This window comes from Roseomonas mucosa ATCC BAA-692, from assembly GCF_000622225.1.
Lineage (GTDB): Bacteria > Pseudomonadota > Alphaproteobacteria > Acetobacterales > Acetobacteraceae > Roseomonas > Roseomonas mucosa.
Genome location: NZ_JHWD01000003.1, coordinates 40,495 through 63,158, shown reverse-complemented (window position 1 = coordinate 63,158; position 22,664 = coordinate 40,495). Strand labels below are relative to the sequence as shown.

Below are 22,664 nucleotides of genomic sequence, written 5' to 3'. Positions count from 1 at the left end.
GGCGCCGGGTATAGCGGCCGGGGCCGTCCCCGCCAACACGCCGCCCGCGGCCCGGCTGTCTGGCAGCCCGCCGCCCGCCGCATGGCCCCGCCGCATGGCCCCGCCGCATGGCCCCGCCCCTGGAACGGCGCCCGAATCTGTCCCTGGCCCCATTGGCAGCACCACCCGCCGCTGTAGGTTCCGCCCCGGACATGCGGCATGAGGCGAGGATGAGCGAAGCCGGGACATTCCAGCCGGGCACCGGAACGGTGCGGCTGGGCATCATCGGGGCCGGGATCATGGGGGAGCGCCTGCTGCGCGCCGCCGCCGGGCAGGACAGGGTCCAGGTCGCGGGCCTCTGGGACCCGGCGCCGGAGGCGGTCGCGCGCCTCGGGGCCGAGCTTCCCGGCACGCCCTTCCTGCGCTCCGCGGCCGCGGTGATCGAGGCGGCGGACTGCGTCTACGTGGCCTCGCCCCCGGCCACCCACCTGCCCCATGCCCGCGCCGCGCTGAAGGCCGGCAAGGCGCTGTTCTGCGAGAAGCCGCTGGCGGTGGATGTGGCCGATGCCGGACGCTTCCTGCGGGAGGCCCATGCCCTGCCGGGGGCTGGGGGCGCCCGCGCCGCCGTCAACTTCCCCTTCGCCTCCTCGCCCACGGTGGAGCGGCTGGGCGAATGGCTGGCCGGGGGCGCCATCGGGCAGGTGGAGAGCCTGGCCATCGCCGCCGACTTCGCCCGCTGGCCGCGCGGCTGGCAGCATGCCGCCGCCGGCTGGCTCGACGGCCCCGCCCAGGGCGGCTTCACGCGGGAGGTCGTGTCGCATTTCCTGTTCCTGGCGCGGCGCCTCTTCGGGCCGCTGGTGCTGCTCCAGGCCCGGGCGCTCTTTCCCGAGGCCGGGCGCAGCGAGCGCGCCATCGAGGCCCGGCTCACCGCCGGGGGCCTGCCGCTCAGCCTGACGGGCTCGGTCGGGCGGGTCGCGGAGGACGAGGCCAACAGCTTCATCGCCACCGGCGCTTCGGGCGCCGTGCGCCTGCGGAACTGGGCCCTGGCGGAGCGCCGCGACACGGCCGGCACCTGGCAGGGCGACCCTTCCGCCATGCCGCATGAACGCGCCCGCCCGCTGACGCTGCAACGCCAGCTCGACGGCGTGGCGCGCATGACCCGTGGCGAGGCGCACCACCTCGCCACGCTGGAAGAAGCCTACGAGGTCCAGAGCATCGTCGAGGCCATCCTGCGCAGCGGCGAGGAACCGCTGGCGGGCTGATACGGGCGGTGCCCGTCAGGCCGCGCGGGCCGGCACCGCGCGTTCCGGCGGCGTCAGCGAATCCTGGCCGCGATGGAGCAGGTGGGTCATGGCGGCCGTGCCGAGGATCGGCACCAGCAGGTTCGCCACCGGCACCACGGCCAGGGCGGCGAGGACGGCGCCCAGAAGGAAGACCTGCACCCGGCGGCGGCGGCGCAGCAGCCGCGCGGCGGGCACGGTCATGCGCCGTTGCGCCACACCCTCGAACAGCCCGTTGCCCAGCGCGATGGCGGCCACGACCCAGAGCAGCGCCGCGCCCACCACCGGCAGGGCGAAGGCCAGCGGCAGCAGGACGAGGTTCAGCAGCAGCACCTGCAACGTCAGGCGCAGGTTGTAGCGCGCCTGCGCCGCCAGGGAGGCACCGCCGGAGGGCGGCGGCAGCCAGGGATAGAAGCGGCGCTCCACCGCCTCCGCCACCTGGTCCGTGAAGAACCCGGCGATGGCCAGCACGATCGGCACGAAGAGCCAGATGGCCGAGAAGAGCACCAGCAGCCCGCCCAGCACCCCGGACAGCGTGGCGATCCAGCCCTCGCCGCCCGCCATGCCGGCCAGGGCGGACAGCCCCCGGTCGGCGAGCCAGACCAGCAGGCCGAAGCTCAGGACGGCACCGAGCAGCCCCTTCCACAGCGGCCCCCGGAAGCCGGGATCGCCCAGTTGCCGGAAGGGCAGCCAAAGGCTCGCAAGAACGGCGGACATGCGCGTCGCGTCGCTCCCCCGGCCTCAGTGGCCGGGATTCGCGGCGGCGAAGGCGGCCTTCTGCTCCGCCGTCGCCTCGCGCTGGTGCCGCGCCCGCCATTCGTCATAGGGCATGCCATAGATCGCCTCCCGCGCATCGGGATCGGCCATCCCGATGCCCCGGTCGGCGGCGGCCTCGCGATACCAGCGGGACATGCAGTTGCGGCAGAAGCCGCCGAGATTCATCAGGTCGATGTTCTGCACATCGCTCCGTGCGCGCAGATGCGCCACCAGCTTGCGGAAGGCGGCGGCCTCCAGCGCCTCGCGCTGCTCCGGCGTGAGGTTCGCGGCGGCGCCGGTGTCGATGGCGGCCTCGGGCTGCGGTGCGGGCATGCGGTCCTCCGGAATGCGTCCGGGGGCACAAGTGGCATCGCCCGCCCCGCTTCGCCAGCCTCCCCGGGCGGTTCCGCCGGCCGGCCTTTCCAGGCAGCCTTCCTGGCACCCAGGGCGCCCCGTCCGGCGAGCAGGGCCGCGCGGATGTGACACCGGCCAGTGGGTTTTTCGCGGAAAGAAGACCGCGGCGTGGCTGATGCGGGCGGTGGAGCGGGGTGACCGCCAGCGCTCCCCTCACCTTCGAGCCGGACGGCAAGGCGACCACGAAGGAGGTGACCGGGGCGGCCCGCGACGCTATCCACAGCGCCAACACCTGATCCTCCGGAAGGGCCGCCCGCATGCGTGAATCCGAAGCCTCGCAGGACCGGCCGCAACCGGTGCCCGCCGAAGCCAGCGATCAATGGGCGCGGCGGACCGTCCGGAAGCTCTTCGAGGCCGGGCTGCGGGCGGCGGACCCGCGGGCGGTGCTGGCGCGGCACCTGCCGGAGAAGCCGCGCTCGGGCCGCGTGCTGGTGCTGGGCGCCGGCAAGGCCTCGGCGCTGATGGCCCAGGCGCTGGAGGAAGCCTGGCCCGACGTCGCGCTGTCGGGCCTCATCGTCACCCGCTACGGTCATGCCGTGCCCACCCGCCATGTCGAGATCGTCGAGGCCAGCCACCCCGTCCCCGACGCGGCGGGCGAGGCGGCGGCGCGGCGGATGCTGGCGCTGACCGACGGGCTCGCGGCGGAGGACCTGGTGATCTTCCTGGCCTCGGGCGGCGGCTCGGCCCTGCTCTCCCTGCCCGCCCCCGGGCTGACGCTGGCCGACAAGCAGGCGGTCAACCGCGCCCTGCTCGCCTCCGGCGCCACGATCGGCGACATGAACATCGTGCGGAAGCACCTCTCCGCCATCAAGGGCGGGCGGCTGGCGGCGGCCTGCCATCCGGCGCGGGTGGTGACGCTGGCCATCTCCGACGTACCGGGCGACGATCCCGGCACCATCGCCTCCGGCCCCACCATGCCGGAGGGCGCGGGCTATGCCGAGGCCTATGCGATCCTGAAGCGCTTCAACATCGCCCAGCCCGCCGCCGTGGCCCGCCACCTCGCCGCGGCGGCCGACGCGGTGCCCAAGCCGGGCGACCCGCGCCTGGCCCGCAGCGAGTTCCGCCTGATCGCCACGCCGATGATGGCGCTGCAGGCGGTGGCCGGGGCCGCCGCCGCCGAGGGGCTGCATCCGATCATCCTGGGCGATGCGCTGGAAGGCGAGGCGCGCGAGCTGGGCACGGTGCTGGCCGGCATCGCGCGCTCGGTTTCCGACCACGGCATCCCGGCGCCGAAGCCCTGCGTCATCCTGTCGGGCGGCGAGACCACGGTGACGATCCGCCACCCCAGCCCCGGGCGCGGCGGCCGCAACACCGAGGCGCTGCTGGGCTTCGCCCTCGCCGCCGCGGGCCGTCCCGGCACCTGGGCGCTGATGGGCGACACCGACGGCATCGACGGGGTGGAGGAGGCCGCGGGCGCCCTGGCCACGCCCGACACGCTCGCCCGCGCCCGCTCGCTCGGCCTCGATGCGCGCGAGGCCCAGGCGCTGCACGACGCCACCGGCTTCTTTGCCGCCCTGGGCGACCTGGTGGTGACCGGCCCCACGCTGACCAACGTCAATGACCTGCGCATCGTCCTCGTCGCCTGAGACGGACACCGCCCCGCCCCGGCGCGGGGCAAGGCGGGCCGGCCATGGACGGCCAGCCCGTTCCAGGGTCAGCCGGCCTTGCCGGTCAGCGCCTCGGCCTTCTCCGGCGCGCTCCCCTGGTGCGCCACGTCCTGGGGCGGGTCGTTGCGGGTCTTCCACAGCGACAGGGCGATGGAGCCGGCGATGATCGTGCCGGTCAGCAGCAGCGCGTATTCCACCGGCACCGCCTTGCCGCCCGCATACCAGTTGGCCAGCATCTTCGCGCCCACGATCATCAGCACGACCGAGAGCCCGTGCTTCAGGTAGTGGAAGCGGTGGATGATCCCCGCCAGGGCGAAGTACATCGCCCGCAGGCCCAGGATGGCGAAGACGTTCGCCGTGTAGACGATGAACGGGTCGGTCGAGACGGCAAAGATCGCCGGGATGCTGTCCAGCGCGAAGAACAGGTCCGTCAGCTCGATCAGCACCAGCACAAGCAGCAGCGGCGTGACCATCCGCCGGCCCGCCTCGCGCACGGTGAAGGCATTGCCGCGGAAGCCCTCCGTCACCGGCAGGCGCGCGCGCATCCAGCGCAGCACGCTGCTGTCGGCCGGATCGTGCTCCGCCTCGGCCGAGCGCAGCATCTTCCAGCCGGACCAGACCAGGAACAGGCCGAAGACCACCATCAGCCAGTCGAACTCGCGCAGCAGCGCCGTGCCGACCAGGATCATCACGCCGCGCATCACCAGCGCCCCCAGGATGCCCCAGAACAGCACGCGGTGCTGGTAGGCCGCCGGCACGCCGAAGCGGGCGAAGAGCAGGACGAAGACGAAGATGTTGTCGACCGAGAGCGACCACTCGATCAGGTAGCCGGTAAGGAATTCCAAACTGTTGGTCGCGCGTTCCTCGGGCGTGAGGCCGTAGCTCATCCGCATCCAGAGGAAGAACAGCACCGCCAGGCCGACATAGGCGGCGGACTTGATCAGCGCGGTGCGCACGGGAACGGGCGCGGGGGCGCCGCTGGCGTCCTTCCTGGCGAAGACGCCGAGGTCGAGCAGCAGCAGGCCGAGAACGCCCGCGTTGAACAGGATCCAGAAAAGCGGCGAGGCCTCCATGCCGGGTGGCTCCTCCTCTCAAAGGGCCGGACGGCAGAATCCGCGTGCGGATGTTCTGGATGCGCGCCGGGCCCGGTTGCGCGAAAGATGATCCGACATCGCGGTGGCGGAACTCGCCCGGCCCTGTCCGAAGAGCAGGCCGGCCGATCCGCCAGGACGCCAGAGGGGCCCGGATCGGGTGGAAAGATGGACAATCCTCCATCTTTCCGCAAGGGGAAAAATCCACCCGGAACCGGACAGGCCCGTTGCGCAGCCTGAATCGCCCCCGCCGCGCGGTGGAGCCGGCCGGTATGGACCCGGGCCTCCGGGCCGGTGTCAGGCGGTGGCGAGATCCTTCACCATGTACCCCGCCGCCCCGCCATAGCTCCGCAGCTTCCCGCGCAGCGCCTCGTCCGCCCGCTCCCGGAAGCCCTGGCGGAGCCAGAAGGCGGGCGACCCGCCGACCGCCACGAGCGACAGCCCCGGCAGCCCGCGCCCCCGCGCCACCGCCTCCAGCCGCTCCAGCGCCCGCCCGGCGGCCCCGCCGCCGCGCCGCTCCGGCAGCAGGGCGATGTCATGGATGTAGAGCGTATCGGCCGCCGCCGGCAGCGCGCCGAGCAGGCTGTTCAGGGCCGGTGGCTGCCCGAGTCGCCAGGGATGCGCGATCACATAGCCGCCAAGCTCGCCGGAGGGGGATACCAGCACCAGGCAGCCTTCGGGAAAAAGCGACAGGCGCTCGGCGAAGACCGCCGCGTCCTCCGGGTAGTCCGGATGCACGCGCGCCGCGATCCGCTCGGCCGCCGCGAGGTCCGCCGCCGCCATGGCCCGCCAGCGGGCCGCCCCGCCTGCCTGTCCTCCCATGCCTCGCCTTTCACCCATGCCGCCCTGCTCCGGTCCCGCCCCGCGCCGGGCGCAACCCGCTCCACATCCACCCCGGCTTGGCACCCAGGGACGCCTGTGGGAAGAGGCCTTGCCGGAAGCCGGCGGCCTCTTCGCCGCCCCTGTCCCTTCCGGCCGGACCCTTTCAGGAGGCTTCATGCCGCAGAGGATTCCGTTGCGCCGCCGGCGCCGCACGAAGGTCGTGGCCACGCTGGGCCCGGCGAGCTCGACGCCGGAAATGATCGAGCGCCTGTTCCGCGCGGGCGCCGACGTGTTCCGGCTGAACTTCAGCCATGGCTCGCACGAGGGCCACGCCGCCAACATCGCCACGATCCGGGCGCTGGAGAAGAAGGTCGGCCGCCCGATCGGCATCCTGGCCGACGTGCAGGGGCCGAAGCTTCGGGTGGGCAAGTTCGGCGGCGGCCGGGTGCAGTTGCAGACCGGGCAGAGCTTCCGCCTCGACCTGTCGCCGGTACCCGGCGACTCGCGCCGCGTGCAGCTGCCCCACCCCGAGATCATCGCGGCCGCCGGCATCGGCACCACCCTGCTGCTCGACGATGGCAAGCTGCGCCTGCGCGTGATCCGCAAGCGGGAGGACCACCTGGAGACCGAGGTGGTGGTGGGCGGCCCGCTCTCCGACCGCAAGGGCGTGAACGTGCCCGACGTGGTGCTGCCGATCCCGGCGCTGACCGAGAAGGACCGCGCCGACCTCGACTTCGTGCTGCCGCTGGGCGTCGAGTACATCGGCCTGAGCTTCGTGCAGCGGCCCGAGGACGTGGCCGAGGCCAAGGCCATCGCCGATGGCCGCGCCTGGATCATGGTGAAGATGGAGAAGCCGCAGGCCGTCGAGAACCTCGACGCGATCCTGGCGCTGACCGACTGCGTCATGGTGGCGCGCGGCGACCTGGGCGTGGAATGCCCCGCCGAGGACGTACCGCTGATCCAGAAGCGCATCGTGCGCGCCGCGCGCAACCGGGGCCTGCCGGTGGTGGTGGCGACGCAGATGCTGGAAAGCATGATCTCCGCCCCCGCCCCCACCCGGGCCGAGGCCTCGGACGTCGCCACCGCGGTCTTCGACGGCGCCGACGCGGTGATGCTCTCGGCCGAGAGCGCGGCGGGCCAGTACCCCTTCGAGGCGGTCAACATGATGGACCGCATCCTGTCGCGCGTGGAAAGCGACGAGGGCTGGCGCCGCCTGACCGACGCCGCCCGGCCCGAGCCGCTGGCCACCACCGCCGGCGCCATCGCCACCGCCGCCCGGCAGGTGGCCGCCACCATCGGCGCCCAGGCGATCGCCACCTTCACCTCCACCGGCTCCACCACGCTGCGCGTGGCCCGCGAGCGTCCCTCCTCGCCGATCCTGGCCCTCACGCCGGAGGAGAGCACCGCCCGCCGCCTCGCCGTGGTCTGGGGCGCCCATGCGCTCAGCTCCGCCACGCCGCATTCGATGACCGAGATGGTCGGCCGCGCCACGCGCGCCGCCGCCACCGAGGGCTTCGCCAACCGTGGCGAAGAGATCGTCGTCACCGCGGGCGTCCCCTTCGGACAGGCCGGCACCACCAATGCCCTCCGCGTCGCCACCGTCGGCGACAAGGCGCAAGACAAGAAAGGCTGATTCCCGGATGTTCCGCCGCCGGCTCCTGACGGGGCTCGTCACCGCCCTCCTTCCGCTGGGCCTTTCCCTGCTCGTCCCCACGGCGGCGCATGCGCAGAAGGACGGCTTCTACAACGTCATCGGCAACGGACCCGATGGCTCGTCCTATAACGGCACCCTCGCCATGCACCGCGTCGGGGAGGTCTCCTGGCAGGTGCTCTGGGAAACCAGCATCGGCCGCTACGAGGGCTATGCCATGTCCACCAAGGATAATTTCGCGGTGGGCTTCACGGCGGGCGGCCAGCCCGGGCTGGCGGTCTACAAGATCATGCCCAACGGCACGCTGGCCGGCCAGTGGACGCTGGTGGGCACCGACCAGGTGGGCACGGAGACGCTGAGCTTCCGCGGCAATCCCCCGCCGGGCACCCAGGCGGCGCCGCCGGCCCAGGCCCAGCCCGCCAGGCCGGCCGCCCCCGCCCAGGGGAAGAAATAGGCTGAGGGCGGAAGTCGCTTCAGGGCAGAAGCAGGCTCCGGGGAAAAGTGGACCCGGCGCCGTTCAGCCCGCCAGGGCCGGGGCGGCGCCATGCCCCTCCGCGCCGGTCGGTCCCTCCTCCGCCGGGCGCGACGGGCCCGCAACACGCCCCGCGGCCTCGCCGGCCAGCAGCGCCCGCTTGCGCTCCACGCCCCAGCGGTAGCCGGTGAGGCCGCCGTCCTGCCCCAGCACGCGGTGGCAGGGCACCGCCAGCGAGACGGGGTTGCGGGCGCAGGCCCGCGCCACGGCCCGGACAGCCTTCGGCTCCCCCATGGCCCGGGCCAGCGCGCCATAGCTGCGCGTCTCGCCCAGCGGGATGCCTTGCAGCGCCTCCCAGACCCGCCGCTGGAAGGCCGTGCCTCGCAGGTCCAGCGGCAGGGCCAGGGCCGCCTTCGGCTCCGCGATGAAGCCGACCACCTCGCGCAGGATGCCCGCGAGCTCCTCCGGCGCCGGGCGGATCTCGGCGCGGGGGAAGCGGTGGCGCAGGTCGCCCTCCAGCCCGTCCCGGTCCTCGCCGAAGCCAAGGAAGCAGACCCCCTTCTCCGTGGCGCCCACCAGCAGCAGCCCCAGCGCGCTCCCGGCGAAGGCAGTCCGGATCGCCTCCCCCGCCCCGCCGCGCCGCGCCGCCCCCGGCGTCATGCCCAGCACGGCGCCCGGCGCCTCGTAGACGCGGCTCTCGCTGCCGAAGCCCGCCTCCGCCACCGCATCCACCACCCGCGCCCCCCCGCCCAGCGCGCGTTGCAGGCGCCGGGCCCGCACGCCCTCGGCATAGGAGCGCGGCGTCACCCCCGTCACCTCGCGGAACAGGCGCAGGAAGTGGTGCCGGGCATAGCCCGCCCGTTCCGCCAGCGCGGCCAGGGAGGGGATGCCCTCCGAGCCCTCGATCATCTCGCAGGCGGCGCGCACCGCCTCGGCATGGAGACGGCCCCGCTCGCCGCGCGGGTCGCAGCGCCGGCAGGGGCGAAAGCCCGCCGCCTCCGCCTCCGCGCCATCGGCGAAGAAGCGCGTGTTGCGGCGCAGCGGCAGGCGGGATGGGCAGCCGAAGCGGCACCACACGCCCTGGGTTGCCACCGCATAGACCGCGTCCTGGCGCGGCTCACGTCGGAGCAGCGAATCCCAGAGCCGGTCCGCCACGTCGGGAAGGGGGAGAAGGGTGTCGCTCATGTCTTCCTGTCCCACGGCACGGCCCCGGCCCGCCATCCGGGTGTTGCGCCGGTACGCGCGTGCCCCCCTTCAGGCTGCGCCCAGCTCATGCAGCCGGGCGTATTGCAGCAGCATGATCGTCTTGGCGTCCACGATCTCGCCGCGCCGGATCATGGCCATGGCCTCCTCCAGCGGAACTTCCAGCAGGCTGATGTCCTCGCCCTCCTCCTCCAGCCCGCCGCCGGCGCCGATGCGGTCGGCGGCGCTGTACTCGGCCATGAAGAAGGTGATCCGCTCGGTCACGCTGCCCGGGCTCATGAAGGCCTCGAAAAGCCGACGCGGCGCGGTGACGCGGATGCCGGCCTCCTCCTCCGCCTCGCGCCGGATCGCCTCCTCGGGGCTCCGCGCGTCCAGCATCCCGGCGGGGACCTCGACCAGATCGTCCTTGTGGCCCGCCGCATAGGCGGGAAAGCGGAACTGCCGCACCAGCAGCACCGTGCGCTTCCGCGGCTCCCAGAGCAGGATCGCCGCCCCGTCGCCACGGTCATAGGTTTCCCGCACCAGGGTCTGCCAGCGCCCGTCGCGCCGGCGGAAATCGAAGGTGTTCCGCCGCAGGACATAGGTGTCGTCGGACAGCACGCGGACCTCGCGCATGCGCACGCGGTCGTCCATGAGGTCACTCCCCTTGCTCGCCTCGCCGCTTTCCCGGACGATCCTTCCCGCCCTCGCGGGCCGCGCCCCTCGGGGCCATGCCTCCCGGCACGCCCTCCGGCAGCCTCTTCCCCGCCGCCCCTTCTTGCCGGGGATCGCGGCCCGCGCCTCAGGTGCTGTCGCCCAGCGCCCGCCGCCGCAGGTCGCGCAGCCGGGCCTCGCCACCCGCCATGCGCGGGTTGATCTTCATCGCTGCCTCCAGGCTGTGCAAGGCACCCACCAGGTCGCCGCTGTCCTGCTGCAGCGTGGACAGGGCCAGCAGCGCATCGAACTGCCTCGGCTCCAGGCGCAGCGCCTCCCGCAGGTCCAGCGCCCCGGCGCGCCGGTCCCCCAGCGCCGCCTGGGCCTGGCCGCGCAGGATCCAGCTCCGCGGGTCGTCCGCCTGGAGGGTGATGGCGGCATCCAGGTCCTCCACGGCCTCCGCATAGGCCCGGGCCTCCATGTTCCGCGCCCCGCGCTGGACCAGCAGCGCCGCGGCCGGGCTGGCCCTGGCCGCCCAGAGGCGACGGACCTGCGCCTCGATGACGGCCGCCGCCCCGGCATCCGGGGCGCGGGCCAGCGCATCCAGCAGGCGCTGGGCCTCGGCCTGCGAGGCGGCGGCATCGGGGCGCCGGGCGGCCTGGGCCTGGGCCTGGGCCTGGAAACTGGCGGAGGGAAGCAGGAGCGTCGGCAACAGCAGGGCGAGGACGGTGCGCATGGCCTGAGGATGGCGCCCCGGCGGCGCGACGCAAGCGTTGTGACATTCCCGCCACCTGCGCGAGCCCGTCACGCCTATCTGCAACCCGGCCCGGATTCGCCCGGTTAAGCCCCGGCGAAACCCCGCAGGAGAACGCCCTTGTCGATCACGAAGCCCGCCGCCCTGATCCTTCTGGCCGCGGTGAGCCTCGCCGCCTGTGCCGAACGGACCACCGGCCAGAAGATCCGCGACACGCTGGACCCGCCGAGCGGCCCGGCCGAATCGATGGGCCGTTCGATGGACCGCACGGTCAACAGCATCACCAAGCCCTGAGGGAGCGGCCGGCGGGGCGCCGCTTGCCGGACGTGGCCCCGCCGCCGGGGCCACTTTCCGGGCCGGTTTTCCGCCGCGCGGCGAAGGGACGGGGAATGGCGCGCCTGACCGGAACGATTTCCCGTGCTAAGCCCTTCGCACCATGGATCCGGCGAACGCCCCAGCCACCAACCGGGATTTCAGCTACCGCCTGCTGCTGCTGGCGCGGCGCTGGCGGGCCCTGATCGACACGCGGCTGCAGCAGGAGGGGCTGACGGATGCGGTCTGGCGGCCTCTTGTGCATCTCGCCAACCTCGGCGACGGCGTGCACCAGAAGGACCTGGCCACCTCGCTGGGGATCGAGCGCCCCAGCCTCGTCCGGCTGCTGGATGCGCTGGAACGGGATGGCTTCGTGGAACGCAACGCCGACCAGAACGACCGCCGCGCCCGCTGCCTCCGCCTGACCCCGGCTGGGCAGGCGATCGTGGCGCAGGTCCGGCCGCGTATCCAGGAGATGGAGCAGGAGCTCCTCGCCGGCCTGCCGGAGGACGAGTTGCAGCTCTGCACCAAGGTGCTGGAACAGCTCGACCGCCGCATCGCGACGATCCGCCCGGGCTGAGGCCCGGCGGCGATCCGGCACGAAAAAGCCCGCCATGGAACCCCATGGCGGGCTTTTTCGTCTGGAGGGGAGCGGAGCCGGTCAGGTCCTGTCCCGGCCAGGGTCCGGGAAGCCCCCGGCCCGTGCCGGGGTTCCCCGCGCCCCGGATCTCAGCCCTGGCGGGCCTTCATCCGGGGGTTCTTCTTGTTGAGCACGTACAGGCGGCCACGGCGGCGCACCAGCACGCAGTTCTTGTCACGGGTCTTGGCGCTCTTGAGGCTGTTGCGGATCTTCATCTCAAACACTTCCGAATTTGGCCGGGGCCTATAAGGCGCGGGGCCGCGAAGGTCAACCTTCGCGCCATCCCGGCGGGTGGGAAACGGGTTCAGCCGACGTGCTTTTCGCGGGCCTTCTCCGGCACCTTGGCGGATGCCTTCTCGCCCCCCTTGTCCGCCTTTCCCTTGTCCTCCTCGGCCTTCGCCCCGGGCTTGCCGGCCGGTTCCGCGGGCGGCTTGCCGGCGGGTTTCGGCGCCACCGCCTCGGGGCCCGGCAGTTCCACGGTGATGGCCAGGGCCGAGAGATCGGAACCCCGCTCCAGATCGACCTTCACCTTCTCCGGATTGATCGCGACATGCCGGGCCACCAGCTCCACGATCTCCTGCTGCAGCTTGGGCAGGAAATCCTCGCCGTTCCGGCTGATCCGCTCATGGCTCAGGATGATCTGCAGCCGGTCCTTGGCGGCGGCCGCGGTCTGGGGCTCCGGCTTGCGGTTGCGGAAGAAGGCGAGCCAACTCATGCGGCCCTCCCGCCGAACAGGCGCGACAGCAGGCCCTTCTTCTCCACGCCCAGGAAGCGCATCGGCCGCTCCTCGCCCAGGAAGCGCGCCACCGCGTCCTTGTAGGCCTGGCCGGCATTGCTCTCGGCATCCAGGATCACCGGGTTGCCGGTGTTGGAGGCCTTGAGCACGCTCTCGCTCTCCGGGATCACGCCCAGCAGGGGAATCCGCAGGATCTCCTGGATGTCGTCGAGCTTCAGCATCTCGCCCTTCTCCACCCGGGCGGGGTCGTAGCGGGTGACGAGCAGGTGCTCCCGCACCGGGTCCTTGTTCTCCTCGGCGCGGCGGGACTTGCTCTGCAGCACACCCAGGATGCGGTCGCTGTCGCGGACCGACGAGACCTCGGGGTTCGTCACCACGATCGCCTGGTCGGCGAAGTAGAGCGCCAGCAGCGCGCCCTTCTCGATGCCCGCCGGGCTGTCGCAGAGGATGTAGTCGAAGTCCTTGCCGAGGTCGTCGATGACCTTGCCCACGCCCTCCTTGGTCAACGCCTCCTTGTCGCGCGTCTGGGAGGCGGGAAGGATGCTCAGCGTGTCCACCCGCTTGTCGCGGATCAGCGCCTGGCTCAGCCGCGCCTCGCCGGAGATGACGTTCACCAGGTCGAAGACGACGCGCCGCTCGACACCCATGATCAGGTCCAGGTTCCGCAGGCCGACATCGAAGTCGATCACCGCCACCTTCTTGCCCGTCTGTGCCAGTCCGGTCGCAATGGCGGCGGAGGACGTGGTCTTGCCCACGCCGCCCTTGCCCGAAGTCACCACGATCACCTGCGCCATCGCGCCCAGTCCCCCTTGTCGAAACCCGTCTTACAGCATCACCGGCCCCGGCGAGTCAGCCCCATCCCGACCCGCCATGCCCCGGAACCGGCGCGTATCCCTCAGCCCAGCCTGTCGAAGCGCATGCCCTCGCCCACCAGCCGCGCCTGCACCGCCTTGCCGATCGGCGCCTCGCCCAGCCCGTCGCGCACCGCGTAGTAGCCCGCGATGGACACCAGTTCGGGGTCGAATTGCAAGGCGAAGACCCGCGCCTCGGTATCCTCCGCCCCGCCGGCCACGGCGCGGCCCTTCAGCGCCCCCCAGACATGGACGTTGCCGTCGGCGATCACCTCGCCGCCGGGATTGACCGTGCCGTTGATCACCAGGTCGCAGCCCTGGGCCCAGACCCGCTGCCCGGCCCGCACGGAACCGTCCACGATCATGGTGCGCCGGGCGGGAGGCGCCTCCACCGGGGCCGCCGGCTCGGGCGCGGGCGGGGCCTGGGTGAAGGCCGGGATCTCCTCCTTCGCCTCGCCCACGCTGCGCAGCGGCGGCAGCCCGGCCGAAAGCGCGGCCGAGCGCAGGGCGGGCGAGCCGCCGGTGGTGCCGATGGGCTGGATCGCCGCGGCGCGCAGCTCCCGGATCAGCGTCCCGAAATCCACCTGGGCGCCGTCCTCCAGGTCGTCCAGCCCGATGGCGATCGGCGCGTTGCGGAGAAAGCCCGGGGCACGGCGGAACTGGTCGGCGATGGCGGGCACCACCGCCTCCACCCGCGCGTCCAGCAGGCGCAGGACCAGCAGGCTGAAATTGGCGGCTCTCAGCCGGAAAAGGTCTGCGGCCCCACCGGGACGGAGATTGGCAACCTGTGCGGACATCCGGACGCTGTCTCCCCGGGTGAAACTCTCGGGACAAGACTACACGTCCAAGGGGGGGTGGCGTAAGCCGCCTCTCGGCACAAGCGGCCGGGCCGCATGGGCATGGCGCCGGGCTGTGCCCCGGATGCCGCTCCCCCTGTCACGCGGCGGGCCGGCCAGGATGCCTTCCGGGCGGCCTCCGGGGCATGGCGGGACGCCGGAGGGAGGGCGGTGGCCCGGCCACCAGGCCCTGCGGGAAGCGCCGGAGGAAGAGCGGCCCCCGCCGCCCTTCGTTCATCCGGCCAGGAAGCGCCGCGCTCCCTCGGCCATGACGCGCAGGCCCATGGCGAGGTCCTCCGGCTTCGTATCCTCGCTCCAATGGTGGCTGATGCCGCCGATCGAGGGCACGAAGAGCATCGCCGTCGGCACGTGCGGCGCCATGTACTGGGCGTCGTGCCCGGCGCCGGAGGGCATGCGCCGCCAGCCGCCCGGGGTCAGCGCCTCGGCCGCTTCGGACAGGATCTCCTGCCACCGCGGATCGCAGGGGGCGGGCTTCGACTGGCTCACCACCTCCAGACGCGCCGTGCAGCGCTCGCGCCGGTTGCTTTCCTGCACACCCCGGCGCAGCACCCCGTCCAGCCGCTCCAGCACCTCCACCGAGATGTCGCGGAACTGGAACAGCACCTCCGCCCTGCCGGGGATGATCGAGGCCGCGCCCGGGTCCAGCGCGATGCGGCCGCAGGTCCAGACCGTGCGCTCGCCGCAATGGCGGGGGAATTCCCCGTCCAGCCAGGCGAGCAGGCGCACCGCCGCCAGCCCGGCATCCCGGCGCTCCGCCATGGTGGTGCCGCCGGCATGATCCTGCATGCCCTCGAAGACGATGCGGTACTGCCAGATGGCCACGATGCCGGTGACCACGCCGATCTGCTGACCGGCGCTTTCCAGCGTGGTGCCCTGCTCGATATGCATCTCCAGGAAGCCCTTGTAGCGGCCTTCCTCCATCCGCAGCCGGGGCCTGCCGGCGAGGCCCGCCTCCTGCAAGGCCTGCCGCAGCGGCTTGCCGTGGTAGCGGTTGGCGAGGCGGTCGATCTCGCTTTCCTCCAGCAGCCCGGTGAAGGAGCGCGAACCGATGAAGGAGCCGTAGTGGCCCTCCTCGTCGGCGAAGGCGATCACGTCCACCGGCAGCCCGGCGCGGGCGAGGTTCAGCGCCGAGACCACGCCCAGCGCCCCGTCCAGCCAGCCCGCCTCGTTCTGGCTCTCGATATGCGACCCGGCCAGCAGCTTCGGCCCCGGCCCGGGATGCCGGCCCAGCACGTTGCCGATGCCGTCGATCTCGGGAACCAGCCCCACCTCCTCCATCCGCGCCATCAGCCAGCGGCGGGATTCCATGTCCTGCTCGCTGAAGGTCGGGCGGTGCACGCCGCTCCGGAAGGCGCCGATCTTCCGCAGGTCGTTCAGGTCCGCCAGGAAGCGGCCGGTGTCGGGCTGGATGTTGCTCAGGCTCATGGCGGCGGAGCTTGGACGAGCGGTACCGGGTGCAGCAAGCCGCGCCATGGCGAAAATTTCCGCCGATTCCGCCCCATCCGCGTGAACTTGCCGAACCGCTGGGCCGCCGGTGCGTTGAGCACGCGCAATGCACAGGATGCGGGCACCGCTGGCAAGACGGAGGGCGGGACGGCGGTTCCGCGCCGGAGGCGCGGGCCCGGCCTGCTCACGATGGGTTGCGCCCACCGCAATGGTGGATCTCCCCAAAGGCACCTTGTCCGGGGTTCGCGCCCGCAAAATCTATGGGACAGGCCTGGCGCGGAAGCGCCTCGATCCCCACGCTCCCGCTCCGGGTTCCTGCGGAAGGTGCATGGGGCTCGGGTTCCAGGCGGTGGAGGCCGGGAGGTTCGCTTTCCCCCCGGCCAAGGCCGCCCGGAACACGCTCGCCGAGGCTGTGGAACACGGGTTGGGCAACAAAGGACTTGCTGCGCCCGCCCATGTTCCCGAACATCGTGCCGCGCGGTTTCCGGCCGTGGCGGGAAAGGAAGGATGATGATCGCGATTTCCCTTGTCGCAGCTGCCATCGCCGCCGCGGTTGCCGCTGCCGCCATGCAGGTGGGCGGTCAGCCTGCGCCCGTTCCTGTCCGGGTCCGTTCTTCCCGGCATCCCAGGCGCTGAGGCCGATCGGAGCAGCGGGAGGCTGCCGCCCCGTTCCACCGCTTTCCCGGCATCCCCGCCCCATCCGCCGGCATGTCCCCGCGGTCATGTTCCCTGCCCGGCTCCTGCAACCGTCGCGAGTGTGATCGGTCCCCGGTGGCCTTCCTGCCATCCCCGGGTCTAGTCTGGCGTTCCGGCCGTTGACGTGGTTTCACCCGGCCTGGCCCCCGCGCCCACCGCCGGGCATGGGACGATGCGAGATTTTCGAGAGGGATGGCGATGTCGGGTGTGTCGCGCCGGAGCGTTCTGGATGACCGTGCGGACCGCCCGCTGACGGCCCGGCTGGAGGCCATCCTGGGCCGGACGCTGCGTATCCTGGTCTGCGGCGTGGCGACCTTTGCCCTGACCTTCATCGAGCAGGTGGCCGAGATCCTGGCGCCCCTGTTCCTGATCGCCGGAATCGCCTGGTGGGTGCTGGTGAACCTCACCGCCAACCTGCACCTCGACCCGATGCTGCAAAGCGTGGTGACGCAGCTTCCCCACTCGCTCTCTCTCGGCGGCCACTACCTCACGCCGGAAGGGCTGATCCGCAACGGCGTGCTGCTGGTCGCCGTGGTCGCCGCCTGCCGCACCCTGAACGGCATCATCGCCAAGGAAACCTGAGCCGCCCCCTCCGCCGGGGCGGCGAGACTGGACAGGCGTGGCCGCCCGGTCTAGGGGCCGCCGCCTGCCAGCGAGTCCGTAGCGTGTCCCATTCCCTTCCGCCCCTCCGGACGGTCGATTTCGACTTCACCCTTCCCGAAGCCTCCATCGCCCAGTCCCCTGCCCAGCCACGCGACAGCGCGCGGCTGCTGGATGTCCGCCCCGATGGCCTCGCCGACCGCCAGGTCTCCGACCTGCCCGGCTTGCTGGAGCCGGGCGACCTGCTGGTGGTCAACGACACCCGCGTCATCCCCGCCCGCCTCCATGCCCGGCGAGGCGAGGCCGCGATCGAGCTGCTGCTGAACCGCTCCGAGGGCGGCGGCACCTGGCACGCCCTGGCCCGCAACGCCCGCCGCCTGCGGCCCGGCGACGTGCTGGCCATCGACGGCGCCCCGGAACTCGCCCCCCGCGTGGTGGAGCGGCAGGAGGGCGGCGCCGTGCTGGTGGATTTCGGCCCCGACGAGGCCGCGCTGCTCGCCGCGCTGGAACGGGCCGGGGAAGTGCCGCTGCCGCCCTATATCCAGCGCCCCGGCGGCCCGGTGGCGGCGGATCGCGCGGACTACCAGACCGTCTTCGCCGACCGCCCCGGCGCCGTCGCCGCGCCCACCGCCTCGCTGCACTTCACCCCGCGTCTGCTGGCGGCGCTGGAGGCGCGCGGCATCGGGCGGGCGACGGTGACGCTGCATGTCGGCGCCGGCACCTTCCTGCCCGTGCGCGGCGACGACCCGCGCGCGCACAAGCTGCATGCCGAATGGGGCGAGATCGCACCGGAAACCGCCGCGCGCATCAACGCCGCCCGCCGCGTCGTCGCGGTCGGCACCACCGCGCTGCGCCTGCTGGAAAGCGCCGCGCGGGAGGATGGCACGATCGCCCCCTTCCGCGGCCTCACCGAACTCTTCCTGCTGCCCGGCCACCGCTTCCGCTCGGCGCCGGTGCTGCTCACCAACTTCCACCTGCCGAAGAGCACGCTGTTCATGCTGGCCTGCGCCTATGCGGGCACGGCGCGCGTGCGCGCGGCCTATGACCACGCCATCGCATCCGGCTATCGCTTCTATTCCTATGGCGACGCCTCGCTGCTGCGGCGGGAGGATTCCGCTCCTTGACCCTTTCCTTCACGCTCCAGACCATGGATGGCGGCGCCCGTGCCGGCACGCTGCACACCGCGCATGGCGAGGTGCCGACGCCGGTCTTCATGCCCGTGGGCACCGCCGGCACGGTGAAGGCGATGACCGCCGACGCGGTGCGCGCCACCGGCGCCCGCATGATCCTGGGCAACACCTATCACCTGATGCTGCGCCCCGGCGCGGAGCGCGTCGGCCGCCTGGGCGGGCTGCACCGCATGGTGGACTGGTCAGGCCCGATCCTGACGGATTCCGGCGGCTTCCAGGTCATGTCGCTGAGCAAGCTGCGGAAGATGGATGCCGATGGCGTCACCTTCCATTCGCATATCGACGGCTCCAAGCACCGCCTCACGCCCGAGCGTTCCATCGAGATCCAGAACCTGCTGGATGCCGACGTCACCATGTGCCTGGACGAGTGCACCCCCTTCCCCGCCACGGAGGAGGAGGCTGCGCGGTCCATGCGCCAGTCCATGCTCTGGGCCGCCCGCTGCCGCGAGGCCTTCGTGCCCCGCCCCGGCTACGGCCTCTTCGGCATCGTGCAGGGCAGCGTCTATGCCGGCCTGCGCGCCGAAAGCGTGCGGGCGCTGACCGGGATCGGCTTCGAGGGCTATGCGGTCGGCGGCCTCGCGGTCGGCGAGGGACAGGAGATGATGTTCTCCACCCTCGACGTCACCACGCCGCTGCTGCCCCGGGACAAGCCGCGCTACCTGATGGGCGTCGGCACGCCCTCCGACATCATCGGCGCCGTCCGGCGCGGCATCGACATGTTCGACTGCGTGATCCCGACGCGCTCCGGCCGCACCGCACGGGCCTATACCTCGCGCGGCGTGATGAACCTGCGGAACGCGAAATTCGCCGAGGACACGCGCCCCCTCGACCCGGAATGCGACTGCCCGGCCTGCACGCGGCACACGCGCGCCTATCTGAACCACCTCTTCAAGGCCGAGGAGATGCTCGGCCCGATGCTGCTGACCTGGCACAACATCCGCTACTACCAGACCCTGATGGCACGCCTACGCGGCGCCATCCTGGAAGGGCGGTTCGAGGACGAGGCCGCGCGCATCGAGGCCGGCTGGGCCGAGGGCGCCGCCGCATCGGCCGCCGCCCCCACGGGCCAGCCCAACGCCCCTTCCGCCGGCCGCGCCCCGGCCGACCCCATGGCCGATCCCATGGCCGATCCCGTAGGCGACCCCGTGGGCGGCGATTCCCCGCGCGAACCCGGCCCCGCAGCGAGTGCAGACCCATGAGCGACAACGACACCTCTTCCGGCACCACCGGCCGCCCCACCCCCGGCCACGAGAGCGCGGCCGACCTGCCGCGGACCGATCCGCTGGCGGGGCTGACCATGCTCGGCCAGCACGCGCGGCAGCCCGCCTCGCCGGAGGAGGCGCGGCTGGAGCGCGTGCCGAACCCGCATCCGGGCAAGCGCTACTGCGTCCGCTTCACCGCGCCGGAATTCACCTCGCTCTGCCCCATCACGGGACAGCCGGATTTCGCGCATCTGGTGATCGACTACGTGCCCGACGGATGGCTGGTGGAGAGCAAGTCGCTCAAGCTCTACCTGACCTCCTTCCGCAACCATGGCGCCTTCCACGAGGCCTGCACGGTGGAGATCGGCGACCGGCTGGTGCGGGAGCTGAAGCCGCACTGGCTGCGCATCGGCGGCTACTGGTATCCGCGCGGCGGCATCCCGATCGACGTCTTCTGGCAGACCGGCGCCCCGCCGGAAGGCGTCTGGATTCCGCCGCAGGACGTGCCGGGCTATCGCGGCCGGGGCTGAACGGGGCGGCTCCACGGCCGGGGGCCAGCGCCAGGGCCGGCCATAGGGCCGGCCGCCAGCCGTATCAGTCGATCTGGTTCAGGTCCTCGGCCAGCACCACCATCTGGATGGCATAGGAAACCTCGCCATCCTCGGCATCGCGGTGGATGGTGCCGATGAACTCGTCGCCGATCCGCAGCTCCACGCTGCCGCCGCGCCGCTTCGGCGCGGCCACCACGATCTGCTGGTTGTTGAACTGCTTGCGCAGATGGGCCTGGACCTGGGCGATCTCGGCAGGGGTCATGAAACAATCACCGTGACTTGAAGAAAAGACGTCTGGACCGGGGGCAGATAGTCCCTTCGGCCCGCACATGGAATGCCCAAACGGGTAATGGATTCCGCGCGGAACCGATTTGTTCCGCCTGTGGCCGCGCACCGCATGCCCTTTTCCCGCCCCTCCGGTGGCCGCCATGCGGCCCGCGCGGCTTGTGCCTGCGCGCCGCCGCGTCCAGGCTTTTGGGCAGGAACCAGAGCCCAAGAATCCGCCAAAGGGAGCGAGAAACCGCCATGCTGATCGCCCGCGATCGCCTGCAAACCCTCACCGCCAGCATCTTCCAGGCTGCCGGCAGCACGCCCGAGGAAGCCGCGACCGTCGCCGCCGATCTGGTCGAGGCCAATCTCAAGGGCCATGACAGCCATGGCGTCGGGCTGATCCCGGACTACCTCCAGGACCGCAGGGATGGGTTCCTCGTTCCCAACACCCCGCCCCGCTTCCTGCGCGACGACGGCCCCTTCGCCGTGGTGGATGCGCGCGACGCCTTCGGCCAGGTGATCGGGCGGGAGGTGATGCGCTGGGCCATCGGCCGCGTGCGCACCACCGGCATCGCCGTGGCGGCGATCCGCGACTCCCACCACCTCGCCCGCATCGGCGCCTTCGGCGAGATGGCCGCCGCCGCCGGGCTCGTCTCGATCCACTTCGCCAATGTGCGGCTCGGCCCCAGCTATTTCGTCGCCCCCCACAACGGCAGCGACGGGCGGCTGCAGACCAACCCCTTCTGCATCGCCGTGCCCTGTGGCGAGGGCCAGCCACCCCTGGTGCTGGACTTCGCCACCAGCGCCATCGCCATGGGCAAGGTCCGCGTCGCCCGCAATGCCGGCAAGACGCTGCCCGCCCCCGTGCTGCTGGATGCCGAGGGCCGGCCGACGGACGATCCCAATGCCCTCTACGGCACGCAGGACAGCGGCGCCGGCAATGCCGACGGCAAGGGCGCCCATGGCTCCCTGCTGCCCTTCGGCGGGCACAAGGGCTTCGGCCTGTCGCTGATGTGCGAGGTTCTGGCCGGCGGCCTCAGCGGCGGCGGCCCCAACACCGGCGACGACACCCCCCGGCGCGGCATCGTCAACAACATGCTCAGCTTCGTCTTCGACCCCGCCCGCCTGGGCGACGTGGCGGCGTTCCAGCGCGAGGTCGCGGCCTGCATCGCGCATGTGAAGGCCTCCCCGCCGCAGCCGGGCGAGGAGGTGCTGGTCGCCGGGGAGCCGGAGCGCCGGACCATGGCGCAGCGCCTCGCCGAGGGCATCCCGATCGACGAGACCAGCTGGGCGGGCATCGTGGCCGCCGCCGCCACGGTAGGCGTGCGCGCCGAGGGGTGACGGAGACCGGGACGGCGGGGTCTTTCCCCTATCGCCCGCCGAGATAGGCGATCAGCTCCGCCCGCTCCCGGGCGTCCTTCAGGCCGGGAAACGCCATCCGGTTCCCGGGCGCGAAGCCCTGCGGGTCGCGCAGCCACGCATCCATCCGCGCCGGGGTCCACACCCCGCCCGCCTGCCGCAGCGCCTGGGTGTAGCCGTAGCGCGGCCGGTTGCCCGCCACGGGCGCCCCCATCACCCCGTGCAGGTTCGGCCCGTTCAGGTCCGCACCGCCCGCGCCGATGGTGTGGCAGGCGGCGCAGCGGCGGAAAAGGCGCGCCCCCGCCGCCGGCTCGGCCCCGGCCAGCAGCGCCTCCAGCGGCTGGCCGGCATCGCCGCGCCGGGCGGGCGCCTCCTCCCCCGGGCCGCCGGGCACCAGCAGGGCCAGCGCGCCCGCGCCGAGCATGGCGGCGGCCAGCCAGAGCAGCAGCAGGGCGCGCGAGCGGGTCATGGCGGCTTCGCACCCGTCCCGGCCATGGCCTCGGCCCCCGTCCTCACGGGCCGACGAGCTGGCCGCCATCCACCACGATGCACTGCCCCGTCACCCAGCTCGCCCGCGACGAGGCCAGGAAGGCGACCACCTCGGCCACCTCCTCCGGGCGGCCCAGCCGGCCGAAGGGGATCGTGGCCAGGGTGTCGGCATAGAGCCTCTCCCCCGCCAGCCGCCGCTGCTCCCACATCCCGCCGGGGAATTCGATGGAGCCCGGCGCCACGCAGTTCGCGCGGATGCCCCGGCGCGCCAGCACCTTCCCCTGGCTGCCGGTGTAGTGGATCACCGCCGCCTTCACCGCCCCATAGGGCGCCGAGCGCGCCGAGGCCCGCATCGCCGAGATCGAGGCGATGTTGACGATGCTGCCGCCGCCCCTCTCCCGCGGCGAGGCCTCCAGGAAGGGCAGCGCCGCGTGGCTCGCCCGCACCACCGCCATCACATCGACATTCAGCGAAGCCGCCCAGCCCGCCTCGTCATCCGACATGCCGAAGCCCGAGGCGTTGTTCACCAGCACGTCGATCCCCCCCAGCGCCGCCGCCGCCTCGGGGATGTAGCGGACGATGTCCGCCTCCCGCGACAGGTCCGCCACCCCGGCATGGGCCGGGCCGCCGAGCGCCGCGATCTCCCGCCGCGTCTCCTCCAGCGTCCCGGCGCCGCGCGCGCAGATCGACACCGCCGCCCCGCGCGCCGCGAAAAGCAGCGCCGTGGAACGCCCGATGCCCCGGCTGCCGCCCATCACCACCACGCGCCGCCCCGCGAATTCCTGTTCCATCAGTCCGGACTC

Annotated in this window: 25 protein-coding genes and 1 pseudogene; 11 read left to right on the top strand and 15 right to left on the bottom strand. The window is 72.7% G+C overall.

Annotated elements, in window-relative coordinates:
• Window positions 1-209: 209 nt before the first annotated feature.
• Window positions 210-1,241: a Gfo/Idh/MocA family protein gene (locus BT98_RS0105110; protein ID WP_019459569.1), complete on the top strand. Its 1,032-nt coding sequence runs from the start codon at window positions 210-212 to the stop codon at window positions 1,239-1,241.
• Window positions 1,242-1,256: 15 nt separating this feature from the next.
• Here the strand turns inward: BT98_RS0105110 and BT98_RS0105105 are convergent, their stop codons facing one another.
• Window positions 1,257-1,976 carry an EI24 domain-containing protein gene (locus BT98_RS0105105; protein WP_019459570.1) on the bottom strand — a complete coding sequence of 240 codons (720 nt, stop codon included), beginning with the start codon at window positions 1,974-1,976 and terminating at the stop codon, window positions 1,257-1,259.
• A 24-nt stretch (window positions 1,977-2,000) separates the two neighbouring features.
• On the bottom strand, window positions 2,001-2,348 hold the full coding sequence (locus tag BT98_RS0105100; RefSeq protein WP_019459571.1) for a DUF1244 domain-containing protein: 348 nt from the start codon (window positions 2,346-2,348) through the stop codon (window positions 2,001-2,003).
• A 338-nt stretch (window positions 2,349-2,686) separates the two neighbouring features.
• Here BT98_RS0105100 and BT98_RS0105090 point away from each other — a divergent pair, with 338 nt between their 5' ends.
• The gene (locus BT98_RS0105090) at window positions 2,687-4,015 is read left to right on the top strand and encodes a glycerate kinase type-2 family protein (protein ID WP_019459573.1); all 1,329 of its coding nucleotides are present in this window, start codon (window positions 2,687-2,689) and stop codon (window positions 4,013-4,015) included.
• A gap of 68 nt (window positions 4,016-4,083) precedes the next feature.
• Here the strand turns inward: BT98_RS0105090 and BT98_RS0105085 are convergent, their stop codons facing one another.
• Together BT98_RS0105085 and BT98_RS0105080 are read right to left on the bottom strand one after the other, a co-directional pair.
• Entirely contained in the window at window positions 4,084-5,109 is a 1,026-nt protein-coding gene (locus BT98_RS0105085) for a TerC family protein (RefSeq protein ID WP_019459574.1), read from the bottom strand.
• A gap of 315 nt (window positions 5,110-5,424) precedes the next feature.
• Window positions 5,425-5,967, bottom strand: a complete 543-nt coding sequence (locus BT98_RS0105080; RefSeq protein WP_237719318.1) for a GNAT family N-acetyltransferase — start codon at window positions 5,965-5,967, stop codon at window positions 5,425-5,427.
• A gap of 157 nt (window positions 5,968-6,124) precedes the next feature.
• Here BT98_RS0105080 and pyk point away from each other — a divergent pair, with 157 nt between their 5' ends.
• Window positions 6,125-7,582: a pyruvate kinase gene (gene pyk, locus BT98_RS0105075; RefSeq protein WP_026032938.1), complete on the top strand. Its 1,458-nt coding sequence runs from the start codon at window positions 6,125-6,127 to the stop codon at window positions 7,580-7,582.
• A gap of 7 nt (window positions 7,583-7,589) precedes the next feature.
• On the top strand, window positions 7,590-8,054 hold the full coding sequence (locus BT98_RS0105070; protein WP_019459577.1) for a hypothetical protein: 465 nt from the start codon (window positions 7,590-7,592) through the stop codon (window positions 8,052-8,054).
• A gap of 63 nt (window positions 8,055-8,117) precedes the next feature.
• Here BT98_RS0105070 and ada read toward each other — a convergent pair whose 3' ends face one another.
• From ada to BT98_RS25955, 3 genes are all read right to left on the bottom strand, one after another.
• A complete protein-coding gene (gene ada, locus BT98_RS23325) occupies window positions 8,118-9,257 on the bottom strand; it encodes a bifunctional DNA-binding transcriptional regulator/O6-methylguanine-DNA methyltransferase Ada (RefSeq protein ID WP_019459578.1) in 1,140 nt (379 codons plus the stop codon).
• 69 nt (window positions 9,258-9,326) lie between these two features.
• Window positions 9,327-9,908 carry an NUDIX domain-containing protein gene (locus BT98_RS0105060; protein WP_019459579.1) on the bottom strand — a complete coding sequence of 194 codons (582 nt, stop codon included), beginning with the start codon at window positions 9,906-9,908 and terminating at the stop codon, window positions 9,327-9,329.
• 148 nt (window positions 9,909-10,056) lie between these two features.
• Window positions 10,057-10,644 (bottom strand): tetratricopeptide repeat protein, encoded by a 588-nt coding sequence (locus tag BT98_RS25955; protein WP_019459580.1) that lies wholly within the window; start codon window positions 10,642-10,644, stop codon window positions 10,057-10,059.
• 138 nt (window positions 10,645-10,782) lie between these two features.
• Here BT98_RS25955 and BT98_RS27140 point away from each other — a divergent pair, with 138 nt between their 5' ends.
• Window positions 10,783-10,956 (top strand): hypothetical protein, encoded by a 174-nt coding sequence (locus BT98_RS27140; protein ID WP_019459581.1) that lies wholly within the window; start codon window positions 10,783-10,785, stop codon window positions 10,954-10,956.
• Window positions 10,957-11,098: 142 nt separating this feature from the next.
• Window positions 11,099-11,554, top strand: a complete 456-nt coding sequence (locus BT98_RS0105045) for a MarR family winged helix-turn-helix transcriptional regulator (protein WP_019459582.1) — start codon at window positions 11,099-11,101, stop codon at window positions 11,552-11,554.
• A 149-nt stretch (window positions 11,555-11,703) separates the two neighbouring features.
• On the opposite strand, the gene ykgO is transcribed toward BT98_RS0105045, so the two are convergent.
• The 5 genes from ykgO to BT98_RS0105020 form a co-directional block, all read right to left on the bottom strand.
• Window positions 11,704-11,829 carry a type B 50S ribosomal protein L36 gene (ykgO, locus tag BT98_RS0105040; protein ID WP_019459583.1) on the bottom strand — a complete coding sequence of 42 codons (126 nt, stop codon included), beginning with the start codon at window positions 11,827-11,829 and terminating at the stop codon, window positions 11,704-11,706.
• Window positions 11,830-11,918: 89 nt separating this feature from the next.
• Window positions 11,919-12,329, bottom strand: coding sequence for a cell division topological specificity factor MinE (minE, locus tag BT98_RS23315; protein ID WP_019459584.1), 411 nt, complete (start codon window positions 12,327-12,329; stop codon window positions 11,919-11,921).
• Complete coding sequence (gene minD / locus BT98_RS0105030; RefSeq protein ID WP_019459585.1) at window positions 12,326-13,144, bottom strand: septum site-determining protein MinD; 819 nt, start codon at window positions 13,142-13,144, stop codon at window positions 12,326-12,328. Before minD ends, minE begins: the two co-directional genes overlap by 4 nt.
• Before the next feature lie 101 nt (window positions 13,145-13,245).
• On the bottom strand, window positions 13,246-13,998 hold the full coding sequence (gene minC, locus BT98_RS23310; protein WP_019459586.1) for a septum site-determining protein MinC: 753 nt from the start codon (window positions 13,996-13,998) through the stop codon (window positions 13,246-13,248).
• 273 nt (window positions 13,999-14,271) lie between these two features.
• A complete protein-coding gene (locus BT98_RS0105020; protein WP_019459587.1) occupies window positions 14,272-15,483 on the bottom strand; it encodes a Zn-dependent hydrolase in 1,212 nt (403 codons plus the stop codon).
• Window positions 15,484-16,407: 924 nt separating this feature from the next.
• Here BT98_RS0105020 and BT98_RS25950 point away from each other — a divergent pair.
• The 4 genes and pseudogenes from BT98_RS25950 (at window position 16,408) to queF (ending at window position 19,722) form a co-directional block, all read left to right on the top strand.
• Entirely contained in the window at window positions 16,408-16,782 is a 375-nt protein-coding gene (locus BT98_RS25950) for a hypothetical protein (RefSeq protein WP_126281871.1), read from the top strand.
• A gap of 83 nt (window positions 16,783-16,865) precedes the next feature.
• Window positions 16,866-17,924 (top strand): tRNA preQ1(34) S-adenosylmethionine ribosyltransferase-isomerase QueA, encoded by a 1,059-nt coding sequence (queA, locus tag BT98_RS0105010; RefSeq protein ID WP_019459589.1) that lies wholly within the window; start codon window positions 16,866-16,868, stop codon window positions 17,922-17,924.
• A 23-nt stretch (window positions 17,925-17,947) separates the two neighbouring features.
• Window positions 17,948-19,127 (top strand): annotated as a pseudogene (tgt, locus tag BT98_RS0105005) (tRNA guanosine(34) transglycosylase Tgt).
• 160 nt (window positions 19,128-19,287) lie between these two features.
• A complete protein-coding gene (queF, locus tag BT98_RS0105000) occupies window positions 19,288-19,722 on the top strand; it encodes a preQ(1) synthase (RefSeq protein ID WP_051004723.1) in 435 nt (144 codons plus the stop codon).
• 64 nt (window positions 19,723-19,786) lie between these two features.
• Here the strand turns inward: queF and BT98_RS0104995 are convergent, their stop codons facing one another.
• On the bottom strand, window positions 19,787-20,005 hold the full coding sequence (locus BT98_RS0104995; RefSeq protein ID WP_019459592.1) for a DUF3126 family protein: 219 nt from the start codon (window positions 20,003-20,005) through the stop codon (window positions 19,787-19,789).
• A 263-nt stretch (window positions 20,006-20,268) separates the two neighbouring features.
• Between BT98_RS0104995 and BT98_RS0104990 the strand changes: the two genes are divergently transcribed.
• Window positions 20,269-21,354, top strand: a complete 1,086-nt coding sequence (locus BT98_RS0104990; protein ID WP_019459593.1) for a malate/lactate/ureidoglycolate dehydrogenase — start codon at window positions 20,269-20,271, stop codon at window positions 21,352-21,354.
• 28 nt (window positions 21,355-21,382) lie between these two features.
• Here the strand turns inward: BT98_RS0104990 and BT98_RS0104985 are convergent, their stop codons facing one another.
• Both BT98_RS0104985 and BT98_RS0104980 read right to left on the bottom strand, forming a co-directional pair.
• Window positions 21,383-21,841 (bottom strand): c-type cytochrome, encoded by a 459-nt coding sequence (locus BT98_RS0104985; RefSeq protein WP_019459594.1) that lies wholly within the window; start codon window positions 21,839-21,841, stop codon window positions 21,383-21,385.
• 43 nt (window positions 21,842-21,884) lie between these two features.
• Complete coding sequence (locus BT98_RS0104980; RefSeq protein ID WP_019459595.1) at window positions 21,885-22,652, bottom strand: SDR family NAD(P)-dependent oxidoreductase; 768 nt, start codon at window positions 22,650-22,652, stop codon at window positions 21,885-21,887.
• Window positions 22,653-22,664: the final 12 nt, after the last annotated feature.